The following is a 26,736-nucleotide window of genomic DNA, read 5'->3' as shown; positions in this document are numbered from 1 at the left end:
CAGTTAGAGATGTCTAGACATTTTCTAGTGGTATCTAATTGGTAGAGAAGCCCGTTTACCCAAATAAATCCAGACCATACGCCCCATGATTGAAACCATCTACACCAATTATCGCTTGCAGCTTCCAGGCCAGGAGCTACTGGGCACCCTTGTCGTCAAGGACGGTCTAATTGCAGACATTCAGCCAGGTACTGTGGATCAAGGGCAGAATGGCAACGGCGACTATCTACTGCCAGGGCTGATCGAACTCCACACGGATAACCTGGAGCGCTGCATGTCACCTCGCCCCAAGGTGAGCTGGCCTCTGGATGTGGCTGCCGTACACCATGATCGAGATTTAGCGGGGGCCGGTATTACAACCGTGTGTGACGCCATATCTATTGGCGATCTTACCCCTGGCTCTCTGCGCATGACCCAGTTTGGCCCCATGATCAATACGATTCATCAGGGACAAAGCGACGGGCGCTTCTCGGTGGACCATCGACTACACCTACGCTGTGAGCTGGGATATAACCAGGTATACGATCTGGTGGAAACCTATGCCGATCACCCGCTGCTGTCACTGATGTCCCTAATGGACCACACCCCCGGACAGCGACAGTTTGTAAAACTTGATAAGTACAAAGAGTATTACCAGGGCAAACATGGGGTAACGGCTGAGGAAATGGATGGCTTTATTCGCGATCGCATCGAAGCCCAACAGTGCCATGCCGTCGATAACCGTCGCAGACTGGTGGAACTGGCCCAGCAACGCGACATTTGTCTGGCCAGTCACGATGATGCCACCCCGGAGCATGTCCAAGAAGCCATTGAAGACGGGGCTGCCATCGCCGAATTTCCCACCACATTGGATGCGGCGAAAGAAGCCCATAGCCATGGTCTACAGGTGCTGATGGGAGCCCCTAATTTAATCTTGGGTGGATCCCATTCAGGCAATGTGTCCGCCATGGATTTAATCGAGCGAGATTTAGCCGATATTATCTCGTCAGACTATGTGCCTCAAAGTTTAGTTCAAGCGATGTTCCTGATTGTGGATAAGGCTCAAGTGCCGCTGCATCAAGCAATGCGTCTGTTTACCGTAAATCCAGCTAAGGCGATTGGGTTGGATTGCGATCGCGGCAGTCTAGAGGTAGGCAAACGGGCTGACATGATTACCTTGCACCATGATGGTGTGATTCCCCGACTAACATCCGCTGTCCGTCAGGGATATCGCATTGCTTAGATGCAAGGGGATGCAAGGGGATGGGAGAGTTTCCTCACTGAAACCTGATTTTCTCTCTCTCCTTTTCCTGGTTAAGTCATTGAGACGCTTGATTGAAGGTCTTTATACCTAACAACCTTGTTGTTAGGTGATAAACAAAAATATGACGATTTCGTCCTGTTAAACAATCACATTAATCCATTGTGGGGACCTTCCATGGAACGTCCCTACAATGGGTTATCTCTTTTCTCGCAATGAACACCACAACCCTAGACCAAATTCTCGATCTTTATCGCCAACGTGGCCAAGCCCAATATGGTGGTGAAGCCGTCAGTCAGTTAGAACATGCCCTCCAATGCGCCACCCTCGCCGAAGAGAATGGTGAATCACCAGAGCTGATCACCGCTTGCTTACTCCATGACCTGGGACATCTGGTCCATCATCTTGGTGACAACCCAGCAGTGCGGGGCGTTGATGATTGCCATGAATATCGTGCAATTCCCGTATTAGAGCCCCTATTTCCAGAAGCTGTTACCACACCCATTCGTTTGCACGTAGCCGCCAAACGCTATCTTTGTGCGATCGATGAGAACTATTGGGCATCACTCTCGCCCTCCTCTAAGCTAAGTTTGGAGCTTCAGGGAGGTATTTTCTCACAGTCGATGGCACAAGCTTTTATTGACCAGCCGAATGCAGAAAGTGCTGTCAAACTGCGTCGTTGGGATGATTTAGCTAAGATTAAAAACCTAAAAACCCCTGACTTAGAGCATTTTCAACCTATTCTAACCACTGCGAGTCGGGTACCTGTCGTATGATTCTCATCGCCCAAATCAGCGATCTCCATGTGCAGATGCCGGGCAAACTCGCCTATGGCATCGTAGACACTAATTCCTTAGTTGCCGAGGCCATTGCCCGATTGAGCAGGCTTAATCCTCCACCAGATATGGTGGTGGCATCAGGCGATCTGATTCAAGACGGCACTGTGGAAGAATATGAGCTGCTAAAAGTCATGCTCGCACCATTGCAGTGTCCCGTGTATTTAATGCCAGGCAATCACGATCATCGCGATCATCTACGACAGGTATTTAATACCCACACCTATCTGCCAAGGGCGAGTTCTCACCTTAGTTATGCTGTCGATAATTATCCTATGCGCCTGATCATGCTCGACAGCATTATCCCAGGAAAAGGTGGGGGCTGTGTCGATGCCGAGCGTTTGGCATGGCTAGGGCAACAACTGTCAGCAGCACCTGAAACACCCACCCTCATGTTTATGCACCATCCTCCATTTGCCACTGGCATTCCCTGGATGGATCGCAAACGGTTTCAAGGCCGTGGGGCGCTGGCAGAATTAATTCGCCAACACCCTCAAGTAAAACGCATTAGCTGTGGCCATTTACACCGCACTATCTACTGCCCATGGGCCGGGACGGTGGCCAGCAGCCAGCCTAGCTTAGTCCATCAAAGTGCTATCGATTTTGCCCCTGACGGCTCTAGCCAATTTGTGATGGAACCACCCGCCTATCAGCTCCATGTATGGACAAAGGAGACGTTAGTTTCCCACACCATGTATGTTGGCGAGTTTGATGGTCCCTATCGGTTTTCCGATGGGAAAAAGGTGGTTGTGGCAGCTTTATAACGATGGATCAACCCTAGGCAACTCACAATCAGTCAGTCTGTATGTTGTACAATCTATAGCCCACACCATAGGCCTGGTAGCTAGCATCAGAGCAAGATTTATGACTGCCCTCAGTGTTAACCTCAACAAGATTGCCCTTGTCCGGAATTCCCGCACCATGGGTATACCCAGTGTCGTTAAGGCGGGGGAAACCTGCATTCAAGCTGGAGCCTATGGCCTCACGGTGCATCCTCGCCCAGATGAGCGTCATATCCGGCGTCACGATGTTTATGACTTGGCGGAGATGCTCAAGGCACACCCGACGATCGAATTTAATATTGAGGGGAATCCTTTAGAAGCTAGGTTCATGGACATTGTGCGGGATGTAAACCCCCATCAGGTGACGTTAGTTCCTGACGATCCTAATCAGTTTACCTCCGACCATGGCTGGGATATTGCCAAGCAAGGTGAGACTTTGATCCCGATTATTAAAGAAATTCAAGGGCTAGGGGCGCGGGTTAGCTTGTTTATGGATCCTGACCCAGAGCAAATTCGGCTGATCCCCACATTAGGTTCGATGCAGGGGCCGACAGAGACTCGTATTGAACTCTACACCGAACCCTATGCTACGGCATCCCGCGAAGGAACTAAGGAGGAGTTAGAAACACTGCATACCAGCTATGCGGTGGCGGCAAAAGTGGCTCAGGAATGTAGCCTAGGGGTGAATGCAGGTCATGATTTAAACCTCGAAAACTTGCCTCAGTTTTTGCAGATTCCCAATATCTTAGAGGTGTCCATTGGCCATGCTCTCACAGCGGATGCGTTAATGATGGGTCTGGAGAATGCGGTCAAGGCTTATTTGGATGCCATTGCAGCGGCAAATCAGTAATACATATAAAGATAGTCATGGATGACCCATCTATTGTTCGTCATTTTACTGACACTCCTTGGGAGCCAGCGGTAGGCTACTGTCGAGCGATTCGAGCGGGCAACCAAATTTTTATGTCGGGGACTGCTCCGGTGGATGATCAGGGGAATACCGTTGCTCCAGGGGATGGTTATGCCCAGGCAAAACGGTGTTTTCAGATAATTCAAAAGACGCTCCGGGCTATGGGTGCGGATTTATCGAATATTGTGCGGACCCGCATGTATGTAACAGATATTAGCCGCTGGCAAGAATATGGCCAGGCCCATCAAGAGTTTATGGGGGCTTATCCCCCTACGACGGCGATGGTGGAGGTTAGTGCGCTGATTGATCCTGATATGCTGATTGAAATTGAGGTAGAGGCTCTGGTATTTTGAATTATTCTGCGCTAAAAATTTGGGTTAGTTAACGAGTAAAGGGTGAAGGGTAAGGAGTGACTCTTCACCACTTTAGACTCGTTACTCTTTAACAGTTTTACCCGAAATCTGATTCTTGACAGACCACTAGGAGTGCATCAGTGCTTTATTGCTTAAACCCAAGCAGCTAAGACTCTCTCTGCAAACCAGATGCTGCCCATGAGAATCATCAGTACTGAAGCAGCGTAGTTTAGGAAGATGGCTCCTCGACGTTGTTGTAAAAATCGCAATCCGTAGAATGCCAGGACAACAATGGCAATCTGACCTATCTCTACGCCTAGGTTAAAGCTGGCTAGGGATAAGATCAGGTTGCCCTGACTTTGGGTGAGGTCTCTCAGAATATTGGCGAAGCCGAGGCCATGGATCAGCCCAAAGCCGAAGGTAAACCAGGGTCGATGGTTCATAGGTTTACGCCACAGATTTTCTATCGCTATGTAAACGATGGATAGGGCGATCGCACTCTCGACAAAGGCTGTGGGCAAAGTGACAATATCGAGAGCGGCTAAGGTAAGGGTAAGAGAATGGGCAATGGTGAAGGCGGTAACGATTTTTAGGAGTTGAGATAGGCGACCTCCTGGTAAAAGTAGAGCAATTAAAAATAGGATGTGGTCGTAGCCAGTGAAGATATGTTCTACACCCAGTTTGAGAAAACTAAGAAACTGGTGTTGCCAGGGGATTGTGTCTGCTAGTTCTATTGTGTTGTTTTCGGGGGTGAATACGATATTGCGGGTACGGTTACCTTGAGTAATGGTGGCTAGAGCCTGTTCATGTTCAGGGGGAAATAAATTATATTGAATGGTGAGTTTTTGGAGGGTTGTCGGCCATTCATAGCTTAATAAAAAGGTGCTATGGTTGATTTTGTCTTCAGGCTGCTGAGCTGTTGTTGAGGCGAGGGTGAATTGTCCTGATTCATCTGTTTGATTTTTTAAAGTAATGCCATTGCCTAATTGTTGTTCTAGCTGGGTACGATGCTGTTCAATTTCTGATGATGACAGCGTTTGATTGCCGTCGTCATCAGCAAAACTGAGCAATGCTGTAGGCATTGTCAACGTGATTTGGGCATCGGTGTCGGTGATTATGATGTCGGCTACGGTGAGGTCGTCCCAGTGGGCTTGGGCGGGTGCGATCGCAACATTCCCCAGCCACACACTAGCCAACAAACCCACAATACCGACCCGTAAAAAGCGAACAAACCGTTTCATTTGGACCTCCTAATAATTTAAGGCATAAAAAAGGCATAAAAAACTATGGGGAGGGCTAATGCAATCCCCTCTTGGGCGGGGTGCCTGAAAAGCGGGGTGGGTTAACCGCAAACACTAATCAGCAACCAGCCCCCAAATCTGCTGGTCCCGTTCACCAAAGCTGGGATCTACCATCTGGGCAGCCTCAAAATATTGATTAGCCTTAGACCCATTGCCCAACTGTTGCTCAACCAACCCAGCCCGATAAAAAATCACCGCATTGCGAGTGCCCTGCCCAAGGGTTCTTTGCAACGCTCGTTGAGCATCCTGCCAACGCCCCAACTGCATGAGCACTCGGGCGTAAGTATCTAAGGTGTCTGCATCCTGACGTATTTTTACGTCAGCTTCCATCAGTGCCAAAGCTTCTGGCAGATCAGCCGCATCACCTCGGTCCAATAACAGCTGCGCTAAGGCACGACGATGCCCAAAGGTCTCTAAGTCTTCATGTTGTCTAAACTGTTCTTCGGCTTGTTGCCACAACTGTTGAGCCTTTGCCCGATCACCCTGGAGACTCGCAACTTGAGCCATGCCTTGAAGTGCAACATGGTCCCACACATGGGGATAGTCTTGGGAAGTAAACACCTGAGAGTAGAGCTTTGTCGCAGCTCGGTAATGCCCTTGGCGAGTTTTGAGCTTAGCCATATGGACTAGGGCTAAAGGGTATCGAGGCAGAATATCTAGGGCTTCTTGGTAGAGTTGTTGAGCAGTTTGATAATCTCCTCGGCCAGCGTAAAAACGCCCCATCAAAGTACGAGTCCAGGCAGAACTCCCTGATTCCTGCGGTTCTTCCGCGTTGAGGGCGGCTTCAAAGTCTTTAATCGCCAATGCATCCTCTCCTTGGGCACTATGCACCAGGCCCCGCAGCGTGAGGGAGCCTAGGGTGGGTATTTGCTGCACCAGATTGTCTGCGATGGCCCTGGCTTTAGTGAGATTGCCCTTACCTAAGTATGCTGTGATCAAGATAGACTGAGCTGGTTCAGAATAGGCTTGGGTGGCAAGCACCTGGTTCGCTATAAGAATAGCGCGGTCGAAGTCGTGCTGAGCTTCGGCGACTTTGGCTTGAACAATTTGAGCCCCTTCGTTGTTAAACGTCAGCTTTTGTAGAGATTGTTGAGCCGCTTGGTCAGCAAGAAGATACCAGTTGGCATCACCAGTGGCACGGGCCAGTTTTAAGTAAGTGCTAGCGAGGGCCGCTTGACTAAGACCGTCTTCTGGAGTTTGGCGGATGCGATTTTTATAGAAGGCAATCTCCTGTTCGAGTTGGCCAGTGATGTCGGTTTGGTCTGGAGGCGAGAAAGAGTAATCGTAGGGGCTGGTGTTGAGGAGAGGTTTGAGTTGATGGACGGTAGTGACAATCAGGAGGATGCCAATGCCCCACAGCAGCTGTCGACGACGCTGGGTGAAACGAAGATTGAGAGGTAATAACATGGGTTTATGTTGTTGCGTAGGGGCGCATGGCCATGCGCCCTTCTGAATTAGGACATGATTAATCCTCTTTGATGTCCTGCTTGCTATCTTTGCTAGCAAGAGGGACGTTGGGTGCAGGCTAATTAGGCAATGCCAAGTAAGGAAACGTATGCTCTAATGGCTGATGTCCCTGGGCCGGATTTCCAGGAGTGCCTTCATAGGAAACATTGTCGGTCGTGATTGCTCCATTAGATAGAACACTCAGCGTGATATCAATGACATCATCCTCTAACATGCGCCCGCGCACAGGGCTGCCTGCGGCATTTAGATCATTGGCATAGCCACTGGGACCACTGGTGTCGATGCGCATAACGTCGGGCAAGAAGGCTCCTAATAACGCATTAGCACGTTCTTCACTATTGCCTAGGGCCAGCAAGGTTTTCTTAGCTTCACCCACAATGGGGCCAGCAATATCGGCGGCGGGTTGTTCACCTGCTAATGCGGCGGCTTCGAAGTCAGGGCCAACACTATTTAGAGCATTTAGGAAATCGTTGGTAATCACTAACCCTTCGTTAATACCAGGGCGGGCCAGGCGTTCAACTTGGACATAGTTGCCACTGGCATCAGGGGTGGAAATCGTCGTCCAGACATCAAAAACATCGGCACTTGTGGAGCCTCTTAAGACCTTTTTCGGGATACGCACAGCGATAGTATTGACATTGTATCCAGCAGCAAAGTCAACCGCTTCATTGGCACTGCGGAAACCGACGGCAGGGCCAATGCCAGCCGCTCCGGCACGGACACGGAAGAACTGCTCTACATCAAAGAAGAAGGGATCTTCTCGTAATCCGGCAAAAACAGTCAGACGCTCGCCACCTAATTTAACATTGTTAATATTGGGTGAGGAATCGAACAAAGATGTTGTGACAGCTTTCCGAACTCTAGTTTTACCGTCTCTGATAGTCGTGACCGTAACCTCCTGTTCTTGGTTTTCATTGGGAGGACCAAACTCGAAGCGCAGCGTTAGATCCGGTTGACCAGCAACCTTGGCATCTTTATTGGCAACAGAGTCAATATGGAATTCATAGCGAGCATTGGTGCTGAAATAATATTGTTGTCGCGCTAGGGAGCGAGGATTGGTATTCATCATCAGGATGAGATCATCTTCAGATGCATTGGGGTTTTGATCTTTCTCTCTAAATGCATAAACGTCAGTAATGTTGAGGTTACGACCTTTAACATCTACTTCTCCATCATCGTGGTCCGACGCGTTAATTAATGTTGCGGCTCCCCCTAAGGTTAGGGTGGTGGCTAGAAACACTCCGCTGAGTTTTAGCCAGGTTTGGCGCTTAGACAGTTGGCCTAGAGTGTTTTGTAAAGACTTCAGCATGGTTCAATTTCTCCTTTTGGGAAATGAATAGAATGGGGTTTTCGTTAAACCACGGCCAAAGCTGGTGTTTTCTCTACTGAAAACTTACAATTCTGGACGTGGGCAAATTGCACGCATTTCAAAGCAGACCCGGTTGCTAGGGAGCATAGGCCATGACAACATATAAAAATCGTCAATATTGTCGGAGCAGAGGTTTTCTGCCCTATTTGTAAGCGATGATTTTGTGCAATCTGAAAAGGTATACGCCAGGCTTGGCGGATTGGATCTCTCGGTTTCAAAAAAAAGTTGAAATAAATGGCAAAACTGCAATCTAAGGATGAAACCGAACTGATTAGCCGCATGGTGCAAGGAGACCAGGCGGCACTCAGTCAGCTTTATGATCGCTACGCCCGAGTCATGTATTCGTTGGCCTTTAAAATACTTGGCTCTGTGGAAGAAGCGGAGGAAGTTGTCCTGGATGTCTTTGCCAAGGCTTGGCGAACGGCTGCCCGATATGATTCCAGTCGCAGCCGTGTGGATTCTTGGTTATTTTTAATGACCCGCAGTCGGTCGTTGGATCGATTACGGCAGCGGCAACGGCAGACTAAGGTCGTCGAAGCGGCTACGAAGACGGTCGAGACGAGTGCTTCTGATAGGCCGGATGAAGCCCTGATGATTGCTGAGCGCCGGACAGTCGTGATGCAGGCCTTGGGTGAGCTGCCAGACGAACAGCGCCTAGTGATTGAGTTGGCCTATTACCAGGGCTATAGTCAGTCGGAAATTGCCAAACAAACTGGTCTGGCCTTAGGCACGGTCAAAACGCGGATTCGGTTGGGATTGCGCAAACTAAAACAGGCTTTGGGAACAGGTTAAAAAATATGAGATCCAAGCCGGGATGGCTAGCGTATACCTATATAGCTATCCTCTAATCCTATAGGTTTCAAATGCCGAGTTAGTAGCCGAGTTAGTATAAGAACATGACATCTCCTGAGCGCTATCAAAATGCCGATGCAGCTGCCCTCTATGCCCTTGATGCGCTAGAGGCAGATGAGCGTAGGCAGTTTGAGCAGGCGCTATTGGATAGCGTAGAGCTGGAGCAGGCGGTGCGTGGGTGTGAAGAGGTGGCGGCTAATTTGGCCTATGGTGCCTCACCTGTACCGATGGCAGCAGATTTAAAAGATCGCTTATTTCAACGGATCGCTCAGCAGTCTATCGGGCCGAGTTCAGATTTAGTGGAGCTGCTGGATTTGCCGATTGCTGAGCTGAAGCACCAGGCGGCTGAGTTAGACTGGGCGTTGATGCCTGGTAACTCGGGGGCAGAAATTGCCATGTGGCGAGTTGATGATTGCGATCGCGAAGTTGCCTTTTTTGTACGCAAAGCCACAGGCGGGTTATTTCCTAACCATGCCCATGCTAGTGGCGAAACGGTGCTGGTGTTGGACGGAGATTTTGTTGTTGACCACCAGGTATATCGGTCAGGGGAATGTGTATCGTCTCCTGGTAATACAAGCCATCAGCCAAAAACGTTGAACGGTTGCCTATTATTCTGTGTGTCTTCCATGGACGATGACATTTTGGAATCTTAAGAATAAAGATTTTTTAAGATGATCAACCCAATTCCGTAGGGGGCGAACGGCTATGCGCCCGTCAGCCTATATGCAAGCTCTCAACCCTGCCCAGTTCGTTTTTCATTGTACGTAGTCTTAAGCTTTGAAGCGACAGCAGAGCGCTGTTAGCATTCGTGTCACCACACTAGTTCTTAATTAACCGAGCTAACATGAAGCCATGAACCCTCCTGAGTCCTACTCAAATGCCGATGCAGCCGCCCTCTATGCCCTTGATGCGCTAGAGGCAGACGAGCGTGCCCAGTTTGAGCAGGATTTGTTAGACAGTACAGAGTTAGAGCAGGCGGTTCGTGAGTTTGAAGAGACAGCGGCTACATTGGCCTATGTGGCCAAACCTGTGCCAATGGCAGCGGCTCTAAAGGAGCGCCTATGGCAACGGATCGCTACTCAGTCTGTGGGAGCGAGCTCAGAATTGCTGCAGCTGTTGGATGTGCCCATTAATCAGCTAAAACAAAAGGCAGCTGAGTTAAGCTGGTCTCTGTTACCTGGTAAGTCAGGTGTGGAAGTGGCCCCCTGGCAAACAGAAGAAACCTCCCGTGAAGCAGCCTTTTTTGCAAGAAAGATTGGCGCTGGTCTGTTTCCGAATCATTATCATGCCAGTGGAGAGACCGTACTGGTACTGGATGGAGACTTTGTAGTAGATGGTCAGGTATACCATCCAGGTGAACAAGTTTCTGCACCTGGTAAGACTAGCCATCAGCCAAAATCGCTAACAGGTTGTCTGTTATTATGCGTGTCGTCGATGGACGATGACATTTTAGATGTTTAAGGGTTCTCCATGTTTCTCAGGGCCTAAATTCTATTTGGGTAGTGCTGAGCAACGCTACACACTCTAAATTGATTTCTATGGCAAGAAAAAACGTTTCCTCTGGTTCTCCAATGGAAAAACCGATAGGGTTTTCAAGGGCAGTACGGATTGCTAACCTCATCTCAATCGCAGGAACGGCACCCATTGGGGATGACGGTTCCACAGCTTGTCTTGGGGATGTATATGGTCAAACGTATTGCTGTTTAAGTATTATCCATAAAGCAATTCAAGATGCTGGTGGCAAATTAAGTGATGTTATTCGGACAAGGGTGATGCTCACAGATATTTCCAGATGGGAGGAAGCCGCTAAGGCCCATGGAGAATTCTTTTCTGAGATTTGTCCTGCTTGTACTTTTGTAGAAGTATCACGGTTTATTAAAGAAGATTGGTTGGTGGAAATCGAAGTAGATTGCGTCGTTACGTGAAAGAGAGATGACTCAATGGATGTTCACCGCCCGCCAACGCTTTATCCCATCCCAAACTCAAGACTGGCATAGCTACATTAAGTTTTCTGGCTTCACCCACATCACTGAAGTTGTCACCCTTGACTATATTCTCTGCCCTGATCTGATCGATGATCTTATGGATGAAGACTGGTCTTACAATGTCCAAGCAGATTGTCGCATTACCTGGTTCACCAATCTCGCTTACCTCCGCCAACGCATTCGCTGGCGTATAGGGCAAGATCAGCTACTGGCTATCCTTGAGCAGCCAACCCACATCCACGCAATACCCCCCAAATTTGAATTCTGTGGTTTTGACATTGTCGATGATGCGGAGGGTAATAGCGTTTTGACCAACTGCGGGCAATTTTCAGATCAAGATGCTGGTTTTATCCCCTCAGATGTTAATCAATTTGGACTGCTGTCAAACCTGGACCATGCAAATGCTGTCGCTGCTCAGCTTCGTTTGTCATTTTCAGATGATCCCCATTGTCGCAACTGTCGCGTTTGGCAAATTGCTCGTGATCTAGAGCCTGATGACTGATGGCCTATTCTATGGAACATCAGCCAACATCCGAAGGGTGTGCCCCTACCATGGCGAAGCCGAACATCGATGGCCAAAAAACAACCCCCATGCTATCTGAATCGAATCGCACGAGGGTTCAGTTTGTCTATAACGATAGCGGTTTTTTCCCTGAACCGTTATGTCTACTCCACCTTACGGACAAGCGCTACGCTTTTAACACTAGACGTGAAATACTAGCAATTTGTCATAAGTTTCACCGTACAAAGTGCTTAGTCTGTATTAGCAACTTACTCAGCGCAGGGCAAAAATGAATCAAGAGTTGAAATTACTCCCATGGTCCGCGCCAGCGCTGGCAATTCCTTGTCTGAACAGTTCGATGAAGTGTCTAGAGATGCTGACGCAGCAGGCGATAGCGCAGTCATCAGAGGCCGAGTAAAACATCGGTTATGTATTTGGCAAAGATTTGACAGACTGCCAGAAAAAATAGTACAAATGATCTAAAATGATTTAATACATGGTTTTTCAAATTCTGATGGCCATAGCAATGTTTTGATGGTTTAGAGTTGGGATACCCTAGACCACAGCAAATCAATCTGTTTGAGGCAGTATGGCGATAATTGCGCTTAAGGCTTGGTATCTCCAGGATTATGAGCCAATTCGGGATTTAGAAAGGCGACCCCACGATCTGCGGCTGGCAAAGAATAGTCTGCTGAAGTCAGCGCTGCGGGCTGATTTTTTGGATGATATTGCCGATGTGCGCGACGCAGAGTGGTTCCAGCGTTACCTGGAAGGGGATGCGGTGGAGTTTTACATTGAAGGCAGCGGGACCTATGCGATCGCAAATATCGACCTGATCAGCCACGAAATCTACTTTGCCAAGGCCGACTCCCTCGCCAACCTTGATCCCACTATTTTCCTCTGCTACCAGGAGGAATATCCAGAATCCAGCGATTTGCTACAGGCAGCCCTTGAACCCTACGTCGAAAAGTTTAACCGTCGCTCTCGGCTACCCATCAAGCTAGTCGAATCCCACCGGCTCAGCAATGGCCCTGTACGACTAAACAGCAACCTGATGCGCCACATTCGGCGGAGCCTGCTGTTTATTGCCGATGCCACACCAATTTTTGAAGTCGATAGCGACCTGCCCTTGCTAGTGCCCAATCCAGCAGTGTGCGTAGAGCTGGGGTATGCCCTATGCAATAAGCGACCTGAGCAGTTGATTGTGGCTCAAATGGAGCGGGGAGACTTACCAGGCCAGTTTCCGTTTGATATTGCTGCTCAGCATAAGCTGGAATTTACCAGCAAATCCGCATTACAAAAGACCCTACCTAAAATGCTAGATGCCAAACTACAGCGATTTAACTTGGGGCTTGTTAAAAATTAAGCTCATGGGTTGACCATGGCTATTTTGCCTAACAGGAAATAGGATAACCTCTCCTTTTAGAATTTTGTCGCAGCGCGCAAAATTCTAAACCACTTTGCCAACTGCCCAAATAGGCTGCTAGGGATATCATTGATATTTTTCCGAGGGTTCTAGGGCGGCGGTCCGCCCTAGCCATGGGGGTGTTGGTAACTCGGCGGGACCCCACGCAGCGGGTTTTGCGAGTTACCAACCTCCCAAGATACATCGGTTGAGCATAGGGTAATCGCGATAGGGATTGCTCAGGGCTTTCCTCCCTGAAACCCTCCTGTTCGTGGGGGCCTCGACTCCCACACACACCCCGAAAGTAGGATGTCGCTCATTGCAAAGATTCAGGTTTGGTGGGAGTTACGGTGAGGTCAGGATAAACGTTACTGCATTCAAATCATGAACTTGTTTCTTAACAGCTCCTTGGTAGGTTAAATGTAGAGTCCTATCGTTGCTTGAGCAGACAGTCCTCATGGGGAAAAACGCTGCACAATCAAACAAAAGAGGCTGGGAATCAGCGAAAACCCAAACACAATAGCACTCAGTACCAAAGCTACTGTGACCATAGACCATTTTTCAGACCAGCTGTCAATAATGGCCCTCTGTGGTTCAGTGGGCGTATACAGCACTCCGACAGACTCTCCTTTCTTGTAAGTGGGGGAACCTGTCCACCCCAGTGGAGAAACATCATACAAATCTCCATTAGGTCCCTCAAATTCAACCACAGGCTGGTAAAGAGTATCACCATACTCATCTGTCTTCTCATTGACCTGTGAGACAGTCCCCGTAGTAGGTGACAGGCTATCCAGCCAACTGACACGATTATTTTGCCAAACAATAGAACCCAGTAAGGCTGCTACAGGTATAACCACCAATGACAAAAAACCAATAGCTGCCCTTTGGAGTTGTTTTTCAGGTTTACTTCCTAGAAAATCAATAGCAAGAGGGTATTTCCACGTCTTTCCCTTACTAGCTTGAATAGCCGCAATAATTGGAAATACAAAGCGCAGTCCCCATAACACCGGCAGTAAAATTGTCCCGACTAACGTAACCAATAAAACAACGCTATAAACTGTCGATGAAATCAGCCAATTAATGGCGTTACGCGCATGGGGCTCAATTTGAGGGGACTGTTTTTTAGTGGCTTGCCAAATAATAATTGGCACCAAGATATCGATAAAGGGTATAGGAACAACCCAACTCAACAGAAGGGAAAGGTGGAGGAAAATTTCTACTGAAGGAGTTGTTTTTTCCTGACTCATAACGATGGTAAGCCCATGGTATTCATTTACACTTCGACGTCTACAGCATGAAATACATTAATTTTGGATAAAACTTAATATCCATCCAAAAATGAGGCGGCGGGCAATATCTATAAAGCCATCACGGGCAGCATCGGTTAAGGTCGTATTTGGTTTGACCATTACTCCTCAGATACAAGCGTCTGAGTTGACAGCATTGAGTCGACAACCTTCTCGCGTTGAAGATCATCTAATAGAGAACGGGTCATGCATGTCGAAAAAAGCTTCGTCACATTGTAGAAAGGTTGTTGACGAATAAATTCGAGCCAACCTTTCACCACCTCATAATTTTGGAAATCATCGATTAATAGACCCTGCAAACGCTGAAGAGCATTAATAAATCCCTGGGGTGTTTCAATTTTTTGTTCAAAATCATGATAAAGCTTATAAACACATTCATGGGTTTCCAAAAGTTTCCTATCTGTTCAATGTGAGCGTTTCAGTCCCGGTTGTCGGGATTGGTGTTTGGCGAGTCACAGCTTCAAGCCCTGAATGATGCAGCAAAAAAGTTTCAGTCCCGGTTGTCGGGATTGGTGTTTGGCGAGCCTGAATCTGCATCTAGTTTATGTTCGTACACGTACAGTTTCAGTCCCGGTTGTCGGGATTAGTGTTTGGCGAGGGTACGTTGCGTTCTAGTTACCGAGTAGAACCGGCGTTTCAGTCCCGGTTGTCGGGATTAGTGTTTGGCGAGTCGATATGCAAAGACTATCCCCACAAAACTCTTAGCTGCCGTTTCAGTCCCGGTTGTCGGGATTAGTGTTTGGCGAGAAATCCCCAACCACCTCAACATGGGGGCCATATACAGTTTCAGTCCCGGTTGTCGGGATTAGTGTTTGGCGAGGAGGGCAGTTCTCCCACCCCCCGCGACTGGTCTCCAGTTTCAGTCCCGGTTGTCGGGATTGGTGTTTGGCGAGTCATGTAGTCGTTTAATTTCTGCCTTCAGCACCTTGTTTCAGTCCCGGTTGTCGGGATTGGTGTTTGGCGAGATATATGGCAGCCGAGATCGCGACGGTTCATCCTGAGTTTCAGTCCCGGTTGTCGGGATTGGTGTTTGGCGAGTTGAATGATCTCATCCAGTTCTTTGCGCTTTTGGGCGTTTCAGTCCCGGTTGTCGGGATTGGTGTTTGGCGAGTGCTTTGCATGGGTAGTACAGTTTCGATGTTGTCGTAGTTTCAGTCCCGGTTGTCGGGATTGGTGTTTGGCGAGCAGGGGTAGAGTCTCGGTGGATTAATCGAAGGACTGGTTTCAGTCCCGGTTGTCGGGATTGGTGTTTGGCGAGTTCACGCTGCAAGAGATGATCTTAATACTCAGTTCTGTTTCAGTCCCGGTTGTCGGGATTGGTGTTTGGCGAGCAGCCTGCGCGAAAGAGGGGATTAGTGATAGCACTGTTTCAGTCCCGGTTGTCGGGATTGGTGTTTGGCGAGTATTGGAGCACAGCTTCAGGGAGTAGATCTCACCGGGTTTCAGTCCCGGTTGTCGGGATTGGTGTTTGGCGAGCTGGCCATGCTCCTACAACCGTGGTGAGGAATATTCTGCAGTTTCAGTCCCGGTTGTCGGGATTGGTGTTTGGCGAGTCACCACCAGCAATTTCAAAAACAGAGCCAATCAGAGGTTTCAGTCCCGGTTGTCGGGATTGGTGTTTGGCGAGCCCGACAGGATCAACCATTGACCCTGCTGAACGTGGGTTTCAGTCCCGGTTGTCGGGATTGGTGTTTGGCGAGTTGTACTGTTTCACTCTGAAGCCTCATTAGAATGAAGTTTCAGTCCCGGTTGTCGGGATTGGTGTTTGGCGAGCCAAGCAGAGCGCACGAGCTGTAAAGCTTGCGCTCGGGGTGTTTCAGTCCCGGTTATCGGGATTGGTGTTTGGCGAGGAATGGGAAGGTGGGAGTGGGGGCGCGCTAACAAGTTTCAGTCCCGGTTGTCGGGATTGGTGTTTGGCGAGGATAAGCAACAAACCCTAGAGGATTACATTCGTAGGTTTCAGTCCCGGTTGTCGGGATTGGTGTTTGGCGAGAGTCGGGGGCACTGCTGGAAGTGGCAGACATGGGAGTTTCAGTCCCGGTTGTCGGGATTGGTGTTTGGCGAGATCTTCTGTCTGGCCTAAATAATCCTCATCGCCTTGTTTCAGTCCCGGTTGTCGGGATTGGTGTTTGGCGAGGGTGCAATCTTTGGTGAAGGCTCAACGCTCGACACGTTTCAGTCCCGGTTGTCGGGATTGGTGTTTGGCGAGTGCTGGCTGAGAATCCATCCTTATGGTTGGCTCTGGTTTCAGTCCCGGTTGTCGGGATTGGTGTTTGGCGAGGTGAGGTTGGCACGTTCCACTATGATGTGGACTCCAGTTTCAGTCCCGGTTGTCGGGATTGGTGTTTGGCGAGGAGAAAAGCCTTTCCTGCCGAGCTGTCTGGCTTGTAGTTTCAGTCCCGGTTGTCGGGATTGGTGTTTGGCGAGTCTGAGCCTCGAAAAACTATGATGAAGAGATCTGGCTCGTTTCAGTCCCGGTTGTCGGGATTGGTGTTTGGCGAGGAGGTTGCGATCGCATGCCTCGAAGAAAAGGAACTGTTTCAGTCCCGGTTGTCGGGATTGGTGTTTGGCGAGGAAGATGGACCAATTGGAGGGCTGCCCCTTGATGCGGTTTCAGTCCCGGTTGTCGGGATTGGTGTTTGGCGAGTCTCCACATGAATATCAACAGCTTTATAAAGCCTGGTTTCAGTCCCGGTTGTCGGGATTGGTGTTTGGCGAGCCCGTAGGCCCAAACGCTTATCAGATAAGGTTTCTACCGGCAATTTTGGCAAAGGTCAAAACCAAGCAGTAGATTTATCTGAGTGCGATCGCAACCCATCCATCTAAGAAACCTAAAACTATTCAATTATCAAGGTTCTAGCCATTTGGCAAACCCCAAGGGATTTTGCCCTCACTTCAGTTTGCCAAAAAATCATTAAATCAGGTATGGCCATTTAGAAAAACTTAGTATCCTTGAGCTTATCAAGCAACCTCCTTTAAAGTTTCAGGTATTTGTCAGGATCATAGTTAGCAAGCTTCACCGCATCATTTCTAGTTAGCAAGCCTGACCACATCTTTTTTAGAAAGTTGGTAGCCTATAGGCGTACCTCTTTGTATTAGCCTGCCGTCATGTTTTTCCCATTTTGTAAACCCCATGCATCTGAAAACTGCACCAATAGTGATTACGCCAATTTCTATGCCAATTGCCAAAAGATGAAGCTCCATTGGCTAAAGACCAGCCGTAACCGGCTACAGGTGCAGCTAGCGGCTATCAATGCAGCCATTGGCGAGCTTGAAAGCCAAATCCCAGCGGATAGCGAACCCTCCACCGAGTCAGCGGCTTAGGTCTCAATTCCCCGTAGGTTGGGTTATCCAAACTCCTGAACCCTTGCACCCATCAAAACCTTTCATTAACCCAACCTACATCTCACATGCTGCACATCATCCCAAAATCTCCATATTTCCTCAATTACGCTGTAGGTGGATGTTGTTCCAGCACATGCTTCAAATAATGCCCGGTGTAGGAATTTTCCGCCTGAGCGACTTCTTCGGGTGTACCCTCAGCGATAATTTGACCACCGCGATCGCCCCCTTCAGGACCTAGATCAATCACCCAGTCGCAGCAGCGGATTACATCCAGGTTGTGCTCAATCATCACCACAGAATTACCTTTGTCCACCAGACGCTGCACCACATCCAGCAGCTTGTGGACATCGTAGAAAGATAAGCCCGTAGTCGGCTCATCAATCAAATACATGGTTTTACCTGTAGAGCGACGGGCCAATTCAGAGGCCAGCTTCATCCGCTGGGCCTCACCACCGGAAAGGGTGGGAGCCGTCTGCCCCAGGCGAATATAGCCCAGACCCACATCTACCATGGTCTGTAACTTATTGGCCGCCTTGTGGATATTCTCAAAGAATTTCAGGGCCTCTTCAGCCGTCATATTCAGCACATCGGAAATCGTTTTGCCCTTGTATTTCACCTGCAAAGTTTCGCGGTTGTAGCGTGCACCTTTGCACACCTCACACTGAACGTATACATCGGGCAGAAAATTCATTGCAATCACATTCACGCCCTGGCCACCGCAGGCTTCACAGCGCCCACCCTTTACGTTAAAAGAGAATTGCCCGCGCTTATAGCCCCTCGCTTTAGCCTCAATAGTCTCAGCAAACAAATCGCGAATAACATCGAACACCCCTGTGTAGGTGGCCGGGTTCGAGCGCGGTGTACGACCAATGGGTGATTGATCAATGACAATGGCCTTATCTAAGGCTTTAAGCCCCTTAATCGGCTCCATCTGATTAGGTTCAGGGACTTTGCTACCAAAATGATGTTGCAGAGCCGGGTAAAGCAACTCATTAATCAAGGTGGATTTACCAGAACCAGAAACACCTGTGATGCAGACAAACTTACCTAGGGGAATATCAACATCGATATTCTCCAGATTGTTGCGATGGGCATTGCGAATTTGTAGCTTGCGGTTATTACCTGGTCTACGTTCAGCGGGTGTACCAATACTCTCTCGCCCTGACAGATAAGCGCCTGTCAGAGACTCTTTATTTTTTAATAGCGCCTTCAAATCGCCATTGACAACGATATCACCACCATGAACACCCGCCTTAGGCCCAATATCTACAATGTGGTCGGCGGCACGAATGGTATCTTCGTCGTGTTCAACCACAATTAAGGTATTACCCAAATTACGAAGACGATCAAGGGTTTTTAATAACCGTGCGTTATCACGTTGATGTAAACCGATACTGGGCTCGTCAAGAACGTATAGCACCCCCGTCAAACCCGCACCGATTTGAGTTGCGAGGCGTATCCGCTGGGCCTCACCACCTGACAACGTCATAGCAGTACGGTCCAGGGTGAGATAGTCCAACCCCACATCCAACAAAAATGTAAGGCGAGCTTTAATTTCTTTAAGGACCAACTCACCAATAGCAAGCTGCTTCTTGCTGAGAAGGGAGTCTTCTCCGTGCTCACCCATAACATCTTCGATGTTGTACAGGCAATCACGAATGGAAACACTGGTAAAGTCAAGAATGTTGTATGGTCCCATTCTGACGGCAAGAGATTCTGGCCGCAGCCTGGCTCCATTACAGGTTTCACACACTTGATCGATCAAATACTTTTCGAGCTTTTGTTTGTAGAGATCGGACGTGCTCTCACGGTACTGTCGGTCAAGAATGGGAAGCACTCCATCATATTTGCGTTCGTAGCCCTTTTTGTCGCGGTAGCGGGAGTCGGTTTCGATATAAATTTTGTCAGGGGAACCGTGGAGAATTATGTCGCGCTGTTCGTCGGTAAGGCTAGACCAGGTGGATTGAATCTCAAACCCGTAGGCTTGACCAACGCTGTAAAGAAGAGAGAAATAATAGGTGTTATCTTTATCGGACCAGGGTGCGATCGCAGCATACACCGGCAAATTCGGATCAGGCACCACCAAATCTGCCGCGAACCGCCGATGACTGCCTAACCCATGGCAATCGGGGCAAGCGCCATAGGGTGAATTAAACGAAAACAGACGGGGTGAAAGTTCATCCATTACCGCCCCATGTTCTGGACAAGCAAAATTCTCGGAAAAGACTAGCTCTGACGGCAGTTCAGCACCGTATTCTCCCTCTTCCTCTGCCGCTACAGGCATGTCAGCCTTCTTGCCCTTACCCCCACTTTTAGCCTTGAGCGGCACCACATTGTCCTTGTTACGATCAGCGAGAATATCAATAACCGCAATGCCCTCAGCCCGTTTTAGACAGGTAGCCAAGGAATCCGCCAGACGCTCCTGGATATCGTCTTTCTTCACCAGGCGGTCCACCACCACCTCAATATCGTGGATTTTATTCTTTGACAGCTCAATGTTGTCGCTGAGGTCACGGATTTCGCCATCCACCCGCACCCGCACAAAGCCTTCCGCCGCTAATCCCGACAGCAGTTTGGCATGGGTCCCTTTCTTACCACGTACCACCGGGGCCAAAATTTGAAAGCGCGTGCGGTCTGGCAAGGCCATCACCTGATCCAGCATTTGGTCAATGGTCTGGGGGGCAATGGAGCGATCGCAATGGGGACAATGGGGTTGACCTGCCCGACCATAAAGCAATCGCAGATAGTCGTAAATTTCAGTTACCGTCCCTACGGTGGAGCGAGGGTTATGGGAGGTGGACTTTTGATCAATGGAAATCGCCGGACTCAGCCCTTCAATGGAATCCACATCGGGCTTGTCCACCTGCCCTAGAAACTGCCGGGCATAGGCACTGAGGGATTCAACGTAACGGCGCTGGCCCTCGGCAAAAATCGTATCGAAGGCAAGGGATGACTTACCAGAACCAGACACCCCCGTAAAGACGATCATCTGGTTGCGGGGCAGGTCCAGATCGATATTCTTTAGGTTGTGCTGACGGGCACCGCGAATGCGGATCAGGTCATCCGATAGGTTCGTCAGTTTAGTTTTTGCTGCTCTGCCATTAGTCGTCACCTTGCCATTAGCGGCTTTGCCGTTGCCGCTCGACTTGCGTGTCTTGGCCGTTTTCGAGGTCTTTGACTGGGGCATGGGGCGGATAGGGTTACAGCTCAGGCAGGTAAATCATAACTAGACTGATAAATCAGTACTAGTACTAGCAAAACATTTCTTTATGGTAAGTCATAGAGTTTAACCATGTGGTGTTAAGTGTGGCAAAAGGGATCGAGGCGTTGCATGCAATGTCTGTCTGTCTGTGAGGATGGCAAAGTAGGGGCGTTGCCTTGTGCACGCCCTGGGCAAAAGAGGCGTTGCCTTGTGCACGCCCTGGGCAAAAGAGGCGTTGCCTTGTGCACGCCCTGGGCAAAAGAGGCGTTGCCTTGTGCACGCCCTGGGCAAAAGAGGCGTTGCTTTGTGCACGCCCTGGACAAAAGGATTTTGCGAACTGACTAGTCAACGCTGACGCAATCGAACTAATCAAAAAGGGAGGCAACCCCGCAGCTAAAGTCTGGCAATAAAGGACTGGTTAATGTGTCTTTAGCATAGAGAGTAAGGACTTTAACCAAAATGCCGTCTTCGCGACGAAAAACCTCAGCCATTTGCTGTTCGCGATCAAAGATCCAATATTCTTGGACACCTTCCACAGAATAAAGTTTAAGTTTAGATTTTCTATCACGATCTTTATCCTTCTGCGACTGAGACAGGACCTCAATCACCAGTTCAGGTGCCCCTGTCAGATGACCTGCATCGTCCATCAATGTTTCAATTCGCTCATTGCTGACCCAAATGAGATCGGGAATGACTGCATTGGTAGGGGAAAAAATCACTCCTGGAGTAAAGATAGGTTTTCCCAATGACAATTTCTTAGACCAGGCCAAAAGTTCTGCATAAATGGCACCGGCAACATCCTGATGTTTCCAATGGGGTGCTCTAGTCACATGCAGGTCTCCATCAATGATTTCAAAGCGATCGCTACTGTCAGGCAGGCTCTCTAAGTCATCTACCGTCCAGCGAACTTTCTTGGCTGCTGTCATCGACCTGTCTCCGCAGAATGAAGTATTTCAATGATAAACGCTAGGCCAGCAGGGGCATTGCATGTAACGCCCCCACAATCATCCCACCTCTTGTTGCCACTTAACCTCAGGCGGGGTTGTCTCCACCAGTACTTTTCCACGAGAAATCACATGACTGACGACGGGTCGACAGCGGATGGCTTCATATTTGCTGGTGCAGTCCAACACAATCAGGTTAGCGGGTTTGCCAACATCTATACCGTAGGAGTCTTGCAGGTTTAGGGTGTTGGCTCCGCAGATGGTTGCCATGTCGTAGCAGGCATCCAGTTCTTTAAGACCCGTCATTTGGCAAACGTGAACAGCCATGGAGACAACATCGAGCATATGGCCCATGCCGAGACCGTACCAGGGATCCTGGATGCAGTCATTGCCGAGACTGACGTTCAAACCAGCTTGCCACAGTTCTTTAACACGGGTGAGGCCACGGCGTTTGGGGTAGGTATCGGTGCGGCCTTGAAGGGTGATATTGATCAGGGGATTGGCGATGAAGTTAATCTTGGACCGTTTTAGGAAGCCCATGAGTTTGAAGGCATAGGCATCGTTGTAGGAGCCAAATGCGGTGGTGTGACTGGCGGTGACTTTTTCGTTTAAACCAGTGCGCAAGGCACAGGCGGAGACGACTTCGAGAAAGCGAGATTGGTCGTCGTCGATTTCGTCGCAGTGGATATCGATCAGACGATCATATTTTTGGGCCAGGTCGAAGATGCGGTGGACGGAGCGGACACCATCTTCGCGGGTGAGTTCGTAATGGGGAATGCCGCCGACGGCATCGGCTCCTTGTTTGATCGCTTCTTCCATCAGGTCGTCGTTTTTGGGGCCGCCATAAATGCCGTCTTGGGGAAAGGCGACAACTTGGACGGTCATCCAGTCTTTGACGGTGTCACGCACTTCGAGCAAGCCTTGCAACGCAGTTAGACTGGCTTCACTGACATCAGCATGGGTACGGACAAAAAGGGTACCCTGGCTGGCCATTAGTTTGAGAGCGGCGGTGGCACGGTGTTTGATGTCATCCAGGGTGAGGGATTGTTTGCGTTCTCTCCAAATCTCGATGCCTTCAAACAAGGTGCCGCTTTGGTTATGGCGGGGTTGCCCGGCAGTCAGGGCCGAGTCTAGATGGATGTGGGACTCGACAAACGGTGGACTGACGAATTTGCCTGCGACGTCGATTTCAGTGGGGGCGGTGAGCGGTAGGTTGGGTTCAATGGCAATGATGGTTGAGCTTGCGATCGCAATGTCAGCCGGACCATCAACCAAAGCGCAATTTCTAAGAATCAGTGTAGGTGTCATGGATCGAACAGAAAAAAGCTACAGGGGGATATTGCAGACATAACCTGAGAATGTCCCTTTTTTCCGTACTTAAACGAACAGTAAACAGTGAAGATTAGACAGCCTATCTTCTGCCAACTGCAAGTAACCATCCTGCCCATGGGCATGGGCCAGATCTAACAAAAGGCATTTCTCTTGGAGAAAAGCAGCCTTTCAATCCTGTACTACGGGTACGTCATATAAATTAACGAAAACCTGTTATTGTGCGAGTGATCAATCAAAAAAACAGATATTTATCTATGCTCCGACATTCACAAAGTTGTTGATGTGTAAAACAAAAATAAATATTAGGTCGAGATTTGAGTTCTGGAAACTTAAATCCAAACATTGCCGTCTTCGCGTATAAATCCTGGTGAATTCTTAGGAAATAGAACCAATGGCAACAATCCATCCCCAGAGGTGCAATGGATCCTAATTTTTGGAGAGGAATTAGTGGATAAACTCGTATCACTCTGGGGCAAGGGGGCGACCTGGGAACAAGACAAAGCCTACCATCCCCACGAGGCCCACTCCCTGAGCTTAGATTGTTCTAAAGCACGACTGAAGCTGGATTGGGCTCGTCAGATTTCCCTAGATCAAGGCTTGGAACAAATCATCACCTGGAGCCAAGCCTATGGCTCTGGAACCGATATGCGGCCAGTCACTGAAGCGGCCATTGCTCAGTGGATGTAAGCCCTCAAACCTTTCCCCTGTAGACCCCTTTAAAATTAAAACATGAGTCAGCAAACGGCTACGAAAGAAACGATCAAAGCGTCTTCTCAAAATACGCCCCAGTGTCTCTTTTGCGGAACGTCTTTAAACCACACCTTGGTAGATTTGGGCATGTCGCCCCTATGTGAAAGCATCCTAAGTGCGGATCAAGTCAACCAGATGGAGCCGTTCTATCCTCTCCATGTACGGGTATGTAGCAACTGTTTCCTGGTACAGCTAGAAGCATACGTCAGCCCAGAACATATTTTCACTGAGTATGCCTATTTCTCGTCCTACAGTGATACTTGGCTGGCTCAGTGCAAAGCATATACAGATCAGGTTGTTGAACGGTTTCACCTCAATGAAGAAAGTCACGTTGTGGAACTAGCCAGTAACGACGGATATCTCCTACAGTATTTCGTAGAAAAGAAGATTCCGGTGCTAGGCATTGAACCGGCAACCAACATCGCCAAGGTTGCCATTGATAAAGGCATTCCCACCCTGAATGAATTCTTTGGAGAAGACTGTGCTAAGAAACTAGTGCAGCAGGGTAAATCCGCCGATCTGATTGCTGCCAATAATGTCATTGCCCATGTGCCCAATCTCAACGATTTTATTGCAGGCATCAAAATTTTAATGAAGCCCCAAGGCGTTTTCACTGGGGAGATTCAACATTTGATGCGCCTCATGGAGTTGAATCAATTTGATACCATTTATCACGAGCATTTTTTCTATCACACCCTGAGTACCCTAGAGACCATCTTTGCAGCCCATGGCATGACCATCTTTGATGTGGAAGAACTACCCACCCATGGTGGCTCGTTACGTGTTTATGCGCGACACACAGACGATATCTCTAAGCCTGTGGGCGAGCGCGTCATTGACTTAAGACAACGTGAAGCCGCCGCCGGGTTTACAAGTCTAGAGCGCTACACTCATTTTGATGAACAAGTGCGCGAAACCAAACGTAAGCTTCTAGACTTTTTGATTAAAACAAAACGAGATGGGAAAACAATTGTTGGCTATGGGGCACCGGGCAAAGGGAACACTCTCCTAAACTATTGTGGCATTCGCACAGACTTTCTTGACTATACGGTGGATAGAAACCCTTATAAGCATGGAAAATTCCTGCCGGGCACCCATATTCCTGTTTATCATCCCGATAAAATCAAAGAAACAAAACCCGATTATGTGTTGATTTTGCCTTGGAATGTAAAAGACGAGATTATGCAGCAAATGAGTGTGATCCGCGAATGGGGTGGAAAATTTGTGGTACCCATCCCTGAAGTAAACGTCTATTCCTAGGGAATAGTAAACGTCTATTCCTAGCTAGGGATACCTGTGACGCCTGCCGGTCTACAGGATGCATACACCATAAAACCATAGGGGCTAAACGATGTGTGTAGCTGCCTTACCCCAGTTTTGTAAGGCAGGGTTTACATACCAAACGCGAACCAAGCGCTGAGACAGATAAATCTGTCAGTGCCTCTTATGGTTTAACCTTAGACATTTTTTGAATACAGTTTGCGATCGCTACTCCTTAAAGCATTCCAGGAGCATGAACATGAATATGGAGCTTGATGCAAAATCAATCGATGATATACATCGCCTAGGGTTAGACATGTATAGCCTGATCAGCGATCTATATCCAATTTGCCGTAGCATCACAGGCAATGGCGTACGCAAGTCACTCAACATTATCCAGCAACATATTCCCCTAGAAATTCATGAAGTGCCGACAGGTACACCCGTTTTTGATTGGACGGTTCCTAAAGAATGGAATATCAAGGATGCTTACATCAAAGATAAAACGGGCAAGAAAATCGTTGATTTTCAATCATCAAACTTACACGTACTAAACTACAGCATTGCAATTCATCAAACGATGTCTCTTTCCCAGTTAAAAGAGCATCTTTTCTCAATGCCTGATCGACCCGATTGGATTCCTTATCGCACCTCTTACTATCAAGAGACATGGGGGTTTTGCCTATCGGATCGGGTACTGCAATCTCTACCAGAGAGTGACTATGAAGTCTATATTGATTCTTCTTTAGAATCAGGTTCTCTCACCTATGGCGAGCTATTATTACCAGGACAAACATCTGACGAAGTCTTATTGTGCTGCCATAGTTGCCACCCATCCCTATGCAACGATAATCTATCGGGCATCGCACTCGTCACGTTTCTAGCGAAACATCTTAGCCAACAACAATCCTTACGCTATTCCTACCGTTTCCTGTTTATTCCAGGTACCATCGGCTCGATTACTTGGTTGAGCCGCAATGAGGATCGAGTTTCATTCATTAAGCATGGTTTAACTGTTTCTAATGTTGGCGACTCAGGTCCTTTAGCCTATAAGAAAAGCCGTCGTGGCAATGCAGACATTGATAGGGCCGTCACCCATATCCTACAAAATTTGTCCCAAGACCATAAAGTTTCTGATTTTTCACCCTATGGATATGATGAACGACAATTTTGCTCACCTGGCTTCAACTTGCCTATTGGTAGCCTCACGAGAAGTCAATTTGGCACCTACCCTGAATATCACACCTCGGCTGACAATTTAGACTTTGTGCAAACGTCTGCTTTAGTCAATTCCTTCGAAACCTATGTGAATGTGCTCGATGTTTTAGAAAACAACTACGCCTACTTGAATACGAATCCTAAATGTGAACCCCAGTTAGGCAAGCGAGGTCTTTACAGCACCATGGGAGGTAAACAAACAACCCCTGACGAGCGCATGGCCATGTTGTGGACGTTAAATCTCTCCGATGGAGAACACACATTGCTTGATATCGCTGAGCGATCTCAGTTGAGTTTTTCGACCATCAAGAATGCTGCATTTACCCTGGCCAACCATAACTTGCTAACCATAGCTTGCTAACCATGGCTTGCTAAC

The 26,736-nt window shown here is 48.6% G+C and carries 23 protein-coding genes and 1 CRISPR repeat array; of the genes, 15 read left to right on the top strand and 8 right to left on the bottom strand.

Annotated features, from left to right (window positions below):
- Positions 1 to 85 precede the first annotated feature (85 nt).
- From phnM to QGP82_RS20885, 5 genes are all read left to right on the top strand, one after another.
- Positions 86 to 1,222, top strand: a complete 1,137-nt coding sequence (phnM, locus tag QGP82_RS20905; protein WP_499060862.1) for a phosphonate metabolism protein PhnM — start codon at positions 86 to 88, stop codon at positions 1,220 to 1,222.
- Positions 1,223 to 1,455: 233 nt separating this feature from the next.
- Positions 1,456 to 2,016, top strand: a complete 561-nt coding sequence (locus QGP82_RS20900; protein ID WP_499060861.1) for a phosphonate degradation HD-domain oxygenase — start codon at positions 1,456 to 1,458, stop codon at positions 2,014 to 2,016.
- Positions 2,013 to 2,840 carry a phosphodiesterase gene (locus QGP82_RS20895; RefSeq protein ID WP_499060860.1) on the top strand — a complete coding sequence of 276 codons (828 nt, stop codon included), beginning with the start codon at positions 2,013 to 2,015 and terminating at the stop codon, positions 2,838 to 2,840. The genes QGP82_RS20900 and QGP82_RS20895 overlap by 4 nt, the downstream gene beginning before the upstream one ends.
- A gap of 100 nt (positions 2,841 to 2,940) precedes the next feature.
- Complete coding sequence (locus tag QGP82_RS20890; protein WP_499060859.1) at positions 2,941 to 3,708, top strand: pyridoxine 5'-phosphate synthase; 768 nt, start codon at positions 2,941 to 2,943, stop codon at positions 3,706 to 3,708.
- Between the two features lie 17 nt (positions 3,709 to 3,725).
- Complete coding sequence (locus tag QGP82_RS20885) at positions 3,726 to 4,121, top strand: RidA family protein (RefSeq protein ID WP_499060858.1); 396 nt, start codon at positions 3,726 to 3,728, stop codon at positions 4,119 to 4,121.
- A 152-nt stretch (positions 4,122 to 4,273) separates the two neighbouring features.
- On the opposite strand, the gene QGP82_RS20880 is transcribed toward QGP82_RS20885, so the two are convergent.
- The 3 genes from QGP82_RS20880 to QGP82_RS20870 form a co-directional block, all read right to left on the bottom strand.
- Positions 4,274 to 5,362: a HupE/UreJ family protein gene (locus QGP82_RS20880; RefSeq protein ID WP_499060857.1), complete on the bottom strand. Its 1,089-nt coding sequence runs from the start codon at positions 5,360 to 5,362 to the stop codon at positions 4,274 to 4,276.
- Positions 5,363 to 5,476: 114 nt separating this feature from the next.
- Positions 5,477 to 6,829 (bottom strand): tetratricopeptide repeat protein, encoded by a 1,353-nt coding sequence (locus QGP82_RS20875; protein ID WP_499060856.1) that lies wholly within the window; start codon positions 6,827 to 6,829, stop codon positions 5,477 to 5,479.
- A gap of 118 nt (positions 6,830 to 6,947) precedes the next feature.
- Positions 6,948 to 8,198 (bottom strand): DUF4331 domain-containing protein, encoded by a 1,251-nt coding sequence (locus QGP82_RS20870; RefSeq protein WP_490793767.1) that lies wholly within the window; start codon positions 8,196 to 8,198, stop codon positions 6,948 to 6,950.
- Between the two features lie 294 nt (positions 8,199 to 8,492).
- On the opposite strand from QGP82_RS20870, the gene QGP82_RS20865 reads away from it, so the two are divergent.
- The 6 genes from QGP82_RS20865 to QGP82_RS20840 all read left to right on the top strand — a co-directional run bounded on the left by QGP82_RS20865 (position 8,493) and on the right by QGP82_RS20840 (position 12,963).
- On the top strand, positions 8,493 to 9,050 hold the full coding sequence (locus tag QGP82_RS20865) for a sigma-70 family RNA polymerase sigma factor (RefSeq protein ID WP_163670084.1): 558 nt from the start codon (positions 8,493 to 8,495) through the stop codon (positions 9,048 to 9,050).
- Positions 9,051 to 9,154: 104 nt separating this feature from the next.
- Positions 9,155 to 9,763 carry a cupin domain-containing protein gene (locus QGP82_RS20860; protein ID WP_499060855.1) on the top strand — a complete coding sequence of 203 codons (609 nt, stop codon included), beginning with the start codon at positions 9,155 to 9,157 and terminating at the stop codon, positions 9,761 to 9,763.
- Positions 9,764 to 9,962: 199 nt separating this feature from the next.
- Positions 9,963 to 10,571: a cupin domain-containing protein gene (locus QGP82_RS20855; protein ID WP_163670088.1), complete on the top strand. Its 609-nt coding sequence runs from the start codon at positions 9,963 to 9,965 to the stop codon at positions 10,569 to 10,571.
- A 110-nt stretch (positions 10,572 to 10,681) separates the two neighbouring features.
- Complete coding sequence (locus QGP82_RS20850) at positions 10,682 to 11,035, top strand: RidA family protein (RefSeq protein WP_499060854.1); 354 nt, start codon at positions 10,682 to 10,684, stop codon at positions 11,033 to 11,035.
- A 7-nt stretch (positions 11,036 to 11,042) separates the two neighbouring features.
- Positions 11,043 to 11,597 (top strand): hypothetical protein, encoded by a 555-nt coding sequence (locus QGP82_RS20845; protein WP_163670092.1) that lies wholly within the window; start codon positions 11,043 to 11,045, stop codon positions 11,595 to 11,597.
- A gap of 589 nt (positions 11,598 to 12,186) precedes the next feature.
- Positions 12,187 to 12,963 carry a hypothetical protein gene (locus QGP82_RS20840; RefSeq protein ID WP_163698005.1) on the top strand — a complete coding sequence of 259 codons (777 nt, stop codon included), beginning with the start codon at positions 12,187 to 12,189 and terminating at the stop codon, positions 12,961 to 12,963.
- A 494-nt stretch (positions 12,964 to 13,457) separates the two neighbouring features.
- Here QGP82_RS20840 and QGP82_RS20835 read toward each other — a convergent pair whose 3' ends face one another.
- Positions 13,458 to 14,249, bottom strand: coding sequence for a magnetosome magnetite crystal formation protein family (locus QGP82_RS20835; RefSeq protein ID WP_499060853.1), 792 nt, complete (start codon positions 14,247 to 14,249; stop codon positions 13,458 to 13,460).
- A 161-nt stretch (positions 14,250 to 14,410) separates the two neighbouring features.
- Entirely contained in the window at positions 14,411 to 14,698 is a 288-nt protein-coding gene (locus QGP82_RS20830; protein ID WP_499060852.1) for a hypothetical protein, read from the bottom strand.
- A gap of 26 nt (positions 14,699 to 14,724) precedes the next feature.
- Positions 14,725 to 17,028: direct repeats of the CRISPR family, unit length 37 nt; unit sequence GTTTCAGTCCCGGTTGTCGGGATTGGTGTTTGGCGAG.
- Positions 17,029 to 17,417: 389 nt separating this feature from the next.
- Between QGP82_RS20830 and QGP82_RS20825 the strand changes: the two genes are divergently transcribed.
- Positions 17,418 to 17,633, top strand: coding sequence for a hypothetical protein (locus QGP82_RS20825; RefSeq protein ID WP_163696623.1), 216 nt, complete (start codon positions 17,418 to 17,420; stop codon positions 17,631 to 17,633).
- Between the two features lie 124 nt (positions 17,634 to 17,757).
- On the opposite strand, the gene uvrA is transcribed toward QGP82_RS20825, so the two are convergent.
- From uvrA to codA, 3 genes are all read right to left on the bottom strand, one after another.
- Complete coding sequence (gene uvrA, locus QGP82_RS20820) at positions 17,758 to 20,841, bottom strand: excinuclease ABC subunit UvrA (RefSeq protein WP_499060851.1); 3,084 nt, start codon at positions 20,839 to 20,841, stop codon at positions 17,758 to 17,760.
- Positions 20,842 to 21,221: 380 nt separating this feature from the next.
- Positions 21,222 to 21,782 (bottom strand): Uma2 family endonuclease, encoded by a 561-nt coding sequence (locus QGP82_RS20815; RefSeq protein ID WP_499060850.1) that lies wholly within the window; start codon positions 21,780 to 21,782, stop codon positions 21,222 to 21,224.
- A gap of 78 nt (positions 21,783 to 21,860) precedes the next feature.
- Positions 21,861 to 23,108, bottom strand: a complete 1,248-nt coding sequence (gene codA / locus QGP82_RS20810) for a cytosine deaminase (protein WP_499060849.1) — start codon at positions 23,106 to 23,108, stop codon at positions 21,861 to 21,863.
- Positions 23,109 to 23,579: 471 nt separating this feature from the next.
- On the opposite strand from codA, the gene QGP82_RS20805 reads away from it, so the two are divergent.
- The 3 genes from QGP82_RS20805 (at position 23,580) to QGP82_RS20795 (ending at position 26,721) form a co-directional block, all read left to right on the top strand.
- Positions 23,580 to 23,819 (top strand): hypothetical protein, encoded by a 240-nt coding sequence (locus QGP82_RS20805; protein WP_499060848.1) that lies wholly within the window; start codon positions 23,580 to 23,582, stop codon positions 23,817 to 23,819.
- Positions 23,820 to 23,861: 42 nt separating this feature from the next.
- A complete protein-coding gene (locus tag QGP82_RS20800; RefSeq protein ID WP_499060847.1) occupies positions 23,862 to 25,142 on the top strand; it encodes a methyltransferase domain-containing protein in 1,281 nt (426 codons plus the stop codon).
- 259 nt (positions 25,143 to 25,401) lie between these two features.
- Positions 25,402 to 26,721 (top strand): DUF4910 domain-containing protein, encoded by a 1,320-nt coding sequence (locus QGP82_RS20795; protein WP_499060846.1) that lies wholly within the window; start codon positions 25,402 to 25,404, stop codon positions 26,719 to 26,721.
- The last annotated feature ends 15 nt before the right edge of the window (positions 26,722 to 26,736 follow it).

This window comes from Leptothoe sp. LEGE 181152 (assembly GCF_032906605.1).
Classification (GTDB): domain Bacteria; phylum Cyanobacteriota; class Cyanobacteriia; order Phormidesmidales; family Phormidesmidaceae; genus Leptothoe; species Leptothoe turfae.
Note: the sequence above shows the minus strand (reverse complement) of the source record. Positions and strands in the feature narration are given on the sequence as shown.

Excerpts from the sequence above, each read along its gene's own strand:
- QGP82_RS20850 (WP_499060854.1), top strand. The coding sequence starts at position 10,682 with ATGGAAAAACCGATAGGGTTTTCAAGGGCAGTACGGATTGCTAACCTC.
- QGP82_RS20795 (WP_499060846.1), top strand. The coding sequence starts at position 25,402 with ATGAATATGGAGCTTGATGCAAAATCAATCGATGATATACATCGCCTA.
- QGP82_RS20890 (WP_499060859.1), top strand. The coding sequence starts at position 2,941 with ATGACTGCCCTCAGTGTTAACCTCAACAAGATTGCCCTTGTCCGGAAT.
- QGP82_RS20825 (WP_163696623.1), top strand. The coding sequence starts at position 17,418 with ATGTTTTTCCCATTTTGTAAACCCCATGCATCTGAAAACTGCACCAAT.
- QGP82_RS20895 (WP_499060860.1), top strand. The coding sequence starts at position 2,013 with ATGATTCTCATCGCCCAAATCAGCGATCTCCATGTGCAGATGCCGGGC.
- codA (WP_499060849.1), bottom strand. The coding sequence starts at position 23,108 with ATGACACCTACACTGATTCTTAGAAATTGCGCTTTGGTTGATGGTCCG.
- uvrA (WP_499060851.1), bottom strand. The coding sequence starts at position 20,841 with ATGCCCCAGTCAAAGACCTCGAAAACGGCCAAGACACGCAAGTCGAGC.
- QGP82_RS20840 (WP_163698005.1), top strand. The coding sequence starts at position 12,187 with ATGGCGATAATTGCGCTTAAGGCTTGGTATCTCCAGGATTATGAGCCA.
- QGP82_RS20900 (WP_499060861.1), top strand. The coding sequence starts at position 1,456 with ATGAACACCACAACCCTAGACCAAATTCTCGATCTTTATCGCCAACGT.
- QGP82_RS20800 (WP_499060847.1), top strand. The coding sequence starts at position 23,862 with ATGAGTCAGCAAACGGCTACGAAAGAAACGATCAAAGCGTCTTCTCAA.
- QGP82_RS20865 (WP_163670084.1), top strand. The coding sequence starts at position 8,493 with ATGGCAAAACTGCAATCTAAGGATGAAACCGAACTGATTAGCCGCATG.
- QGP82_RS20860 (WP_499060855.1), top strand. The coding sequence starts at position 9,155 with ATGACATCTCCTGAGCGCTATCAAAATGCCGATGCAGCTGCCCTCTAT.
- QGP82_RS20845 (WP_163670092.1), top strand. The coding sequence starts at position 11,043 with ATGACTCAATGGATGTTCACCGCCCGCCAACGCTTTATCCCATCCCAA.
- phnM (WP_499060862.1), top strand. The coding sequence starts at position 86 with ATGATTGAAACCATCTACACCAATTATCGCTTGCAGCTTCCAGGCCAG.
- QGP82_RS20870 (WP_490793767.1), bottom strand. The coding sequence starts at position 8,198 with ATGCTGAAGTCTTTACAAAACACTCTAGGCCAACTGTCTAAGCGCCAA.
- QGP82_RS20855 (WP_163670088.1), top strand. The coding sequence starts at position 9,963 with ATGAACCCTCCTGAGTCCTACTCAAATGCCGATGCAGCCGCCCTCTAT.
- QGP82_RS20880 (WP_499060857.1), bottom strand. The coding sequence starts at position 5,362 with ATGAAACGGTTTGTTCGCTTTTTACGGGTCGGTATTGTGGGTTTGTTG.
- QGP82_RS20875 (WP_499060856.1), bottom strand. The coding sequence starts at position 6,829 with ATGTTATTACCTCTCAATCTTCGTTTCACCCAGCGTCGTCGACAGCTG.
- QGP82_RS20815 (WP_499060850.1), bottom strand. The coding sequence starts at position 21,782 with ATGACAGCAGCCAAGAAAGTTCGCTGGACGGTAGATGACTTAGAGAGC.
- QGP82_RS20885 (WP_499060858.1), top strand. The coding sequence starts at position 3,726 with ATGGATGACCCATCTATTGTTCGTCATTTTACTGACACTCCTTGGGAG.
- QGP82_RS20835 (WP_499060853.1), bottom strand. The coding sequence starts at position 14,249 with ATGAGTCAGGAAAAAACAACTCCTTCAGTAGAAATTTTCCTCCACCTT.